Raw genomic sequence first — 3,762 nt, forward strand, 5'->3', positions numbered from 1 at the left:
GCAGCGTCAGATGTGTATAAGAGACAGGTTTTAAGAATGATATCAGAGAAAGCATTTGAACTAGGCTTTACTTCAAATGCTACTAATTTAAAGAAAGATTTTTTAGAAAGAGAAAAAGAATTTTCAACAGGATTTGGAAATGGGGTAGCAATTCCTCATGCTAAAACAAGCGATGTTAATGAGCCATCTATTTTCTTTGTTCGACTTAATAACAAAGTAGATTGGAATTCAATGGATGATCAACCGGTGAATTTAATAATTGCCATCGTAGTACCTGAGAATGCTGCTAAAGAACATCTAGATACTCTAGCAAAATTAAGTAGAAAAATTATCCATAGTAATTTCATAAATCAGCTGCAAACGAAAGATGCTGATCAAATTGCTGACTTGATTAAAGAGACTATCGCTTAAAGAGGTGAAAAATTATGACAGAGATAGTAGCGGTTACCAACTGCCCGGCTGGTATAGCACATACTTATATGGTAGCTGAAAAAATTGAAGATGAAGCTAAAAAAAGAGGCTACGAGGTCCATGTGGAAACTCAAGGAGCTAGTGGGATTGAAAATCAATTGACTCCAGATCAAATTAAAAAAGCTGATTATGTGATTCTTGCTTTGGGCAAAGGAATGACAGATGAAGACAAAGCCAGATTTAATGGAAAGAAAGTAATTGAAATTCCCGTTTCTGAAGCTTTAAGAAACGTTCCTAAGATTATGGATAATCTTAGTTTGGAAGCAAAAGTATTTTCTGCTTCTAAAGTTAAATTAGGTGATAAGCAAGAATCAGTTCAGACTGGATTTATTAGTCACCTAATGGCTGGTGTGTCAGCTGCGCTTCCATTCGTTATCGCTGGTGGTTTGTGTATGGCTTTAGGGAGCATTTTGGCACAATTTGGAATGCCTAATATAGCGCCAAAAAATGGTAGTATTGGAAGTTTACCATGGGCACTAAATACGATTGGTGGCTTGGGATTTACATTTATGGTTCCGATCATGGGCGCCTATATTGCTTATTCTATTGGTGATAAACCAGCTTTTGCACCTGCATTTATTTGTTCATACTTTGCAAATTCACCAGATTTATTCGGTAAGAAAACAGGTGCAGGATTTATTGGAGCAGTTATTTTAGGCTTAGCAATCGGTTATTTTGTTAAATGGTTTAAGACGGTCAAAGTCGGAAAAACTTTCCAGTCTACAATGGGGTTTTTAGTAATACCATTTGTCACACTACTAGTATTTGGTTTAATTAGTTGGTTTGCATTAGCACCTTTTGCTTCATGGCTTATGGGTGTTTTACTTCACTTCTTAAATACCATACCACCATCACTAAAAATTGTTGGAGGATTAATAGTTGGAGGAATGCTTGCCTTTGATATGGGTGGTCCAGTTAATAAAGCGGCTTGGTTCTTTGCATTTTCACTTATTGGCTCACACGTATATTCTTGGTATGGAGTAGTTGGGGTGGTTACAACTCTTCCACCAGTAGCAGTAGCTATTGCTTGTTGGATTAAGCCAAGCTTATTTACAAAACAAGAAATCGGATCAGCTTTACCAGCATTATTAGTTGGAGCCACAGTTGCAACAGAACCAGCGATTCCTTATGCATTGGCAGCTCCACTTCCGATGATCAGTGCTAATACCTTAGCAGGAGCTCTTACAGGAGCATTAACAATGTTACTAGGTGTAGATCGAATAGCTCCCGGTATTAATGTTTTAGATCCTCTTCTTGGTTTAGTTCATCCTTGGTACAATTTCTATATTTGTTTGGCAGTCGGACTTGTACTTAATGTCACATTTATCATTATATTTAAGAGTATTTGGATGAAGAAGCAAGAACAAAAGGTTTTGGAAGAAAAATAAGGTGATAATATGATTGAGGGGTTTGATAAGATTATAAATCGGCATAATACCTATAGTACCCAATGGGATTATGCTATAGATCGCTTTGGAAGAAATGATGTTTTACCTTTTTCTATTTCAGATACAGATTTTGCAGTTCCAAAAGAAGTACAGGAAACTCTGAAGAAAAGAATTGAACATCCTATCTATGGATATACTCGATGGAATCATCATGATTACAAATCAGCAATTACGAATTGGTATTTAAAAAGATTCAATCAGAAATTTTCAGAAGATATTGTAGCTTATACTCCCAGTGTAGTATTTGCAATTTCTGATTTTATTAAAATGCATTCTAGTCCTGGAGAAGCAGTTGCAACCTTTATTCCAATGTATGATGCATTCTTTAATACAATTGAATCAAACAATAGATTATTAGTACCAGTTAAATTAGGTGATGCTTATAGCCATTACAAAATTGACTGGGATGGTTTAGAAAGAGTATTGTGTCAAAAGAATGTAAAAATATTTTTGTTAACAAATCCACATAATCCTACTGGAAAAGTGTTTTCAGCAAGTGAATTAGAACACATCGTATCTTTTTGTGAACAATATAATGTCTTTTTAATTTCAGATGATATACATCAAGACATTGTATATAAACCTAATAAATATACTCCAGTTTTAAAATATGCTAAAAAGAATGTAGTGTTATGCAGTTCAGGCTCAAAGACTTTTAATACTCCTGGCTTAATCGGAGCATATATTCTATGTCCCAATAAAGTAGATTATGAACAGTATCTGATTGACCTAAAGCAGAAAAATGCTCTATCTTCTGTAAGTATCTTTGGGATGCTTTCGCAAATTGCTGAATATAAATGCGAGAAATATGTTGATCACTTACTGCCTTATTTAGATAAAAATATGGATACAGTAGAGAAATTTTTTACTGAAAAGGATTTGGGCTTAAAGTTTATAAAACCTCAAGGTACTTATTTAGCTTGGATAGATAGTTCAGCACTTCAATTAACAGAAGATGAATTACAACATTTGCTAATAGACAAAGGGCATGTGGGAATAATGAAAGGTTCCACTTACGGCGACCAAAATCGTTTGAGGATGAATATTGCTTGTCCACGTAGCAAGGTTATCGAAGGATTGAATAGAATAGAAATAGCTTTAAGTTAGCGAAAGATGGAATAAAAATGATTTCTGAAAGACAAAAACAAATAATTAAGCTACTTCATGATAGAGACTTAACAGTTAATCAATTAGCAAGAAAAATTAATGTCTCAGAAAGGACGATTTCCAGGGATATTAGGTTTATTAATGAAGAGTTGAAAAATATTGCTCAGATTAATATTGAAGGTTTTTGTAAACTTGAAGTATTTTCAGAAATCAAATTGTTTGAACTTTTACAAGAGAGGATTCCTGATAAAATTAAATTGTTGTTCTTGTCTCTCACTTCAGATGAATTATCATTAGATGAGGCATGTGATAAATTATATATCTCAAAGGCAAAGCTTAAAGAATTACTGAAAAGTTTAAATGAAGAATATGCAGAGTTTATTATATTTGATTTAAAACAAGGAACTGGCATTATTATCAGAGCTAATGAAGCAGTAAAAATGGATTTTTTAGTTAATCTATTAATTGAATATCCTGATTTACGTAAGAATTTGGGATTTACAGCACCAGATAGGAGTCAATTGATTTTTAATTATAAGGCCGCTACTAATCAATTTTTGACTAAAGATCAGTTGCAAGTCCAATTATTTGTTGAAAACTATTATAAGTCTTCCATTTTTATTAAGGATAAGCTTGAATTAATATATTTATTGAATATCCAAAGAAAAAAGATAAGTGAAATAATAGATCAAATTTTTATCGAAAATGGTTTCGAAGAACCGAATAATAACTTGAC

At 33.2% G+C, this 3,762-nt stretch carries 4 protein-coding genes; all 4 read left to right on the forward strand.

What is annotated here, in order from left to right:
- Positions 1-411: PTS sugar transporter subunit IIA (locus tag Q0Y70_RS09655; RefSeq protein WP_297820443.1), on the forward strand; the 411-nt coding region annotated here is incomplete at its 5' end.
- Between the two features lie 14 nt (positions 412-425).
- The gene (locus Q0Y70_RS09660) at positions 426-1,859 is read left to right on the forward strand and encodes a fructose-specific PTS transporter subunit EIIC (RefSeq protein WP_297820447.1); all 1,434 of its coding nucleotides are present in this window, start codon (positions 426-428) and stop codon (positions 1,857-1,859) included.
- 9 nt (positions 1,860-1,868) lie between these two features.
- Positions 1,869-3,026: a MalY/PatB family protein gene (locus Q0Y70_RS09665; protein ID WP_297820450.1), complete on the forward strand. Its 1,158-nt coding sequence runs from the start codon at positions 1,869-1,871 to the stop codon at positions 3,024-3,026.
- A gap of 17 nt (positions 3,027-3,043) precedes the next feature.
- On the forward strand, positions 3,044-3,762 hold a 719-nt coding region (locus tag Q0Y70_RS09670), incomplete at its 3' end, for an HTH domain-containing protein (RefSeq protein WP_297820453.1).

Source organism: uncultured Lactobacillus sp. (assembly GCF_947367085.1).
Classification (GTDB): Bacteria; Bacillota; Bacilli; order Lactobacillales; family Lactobacillaceae; genus Lactobacillus.

Bases quoted from the DNA above. Each gene is read 5' to 3' on its own strand.
- Q0Y70_RS09660 (WP_297820447.1), top strand. From the start codon at position 426: ATGACAGAGATAGTAGCGGTTACCAACTGCCCGGCTGGTATAGCACAT.
- Q0Y70_RS09665 (WP_297820450.1), top strand. From the start codon at position 1,869: ATGATTGAGGGGTTTGATAAGATTATAAATCGGCATAATACCTATAGT.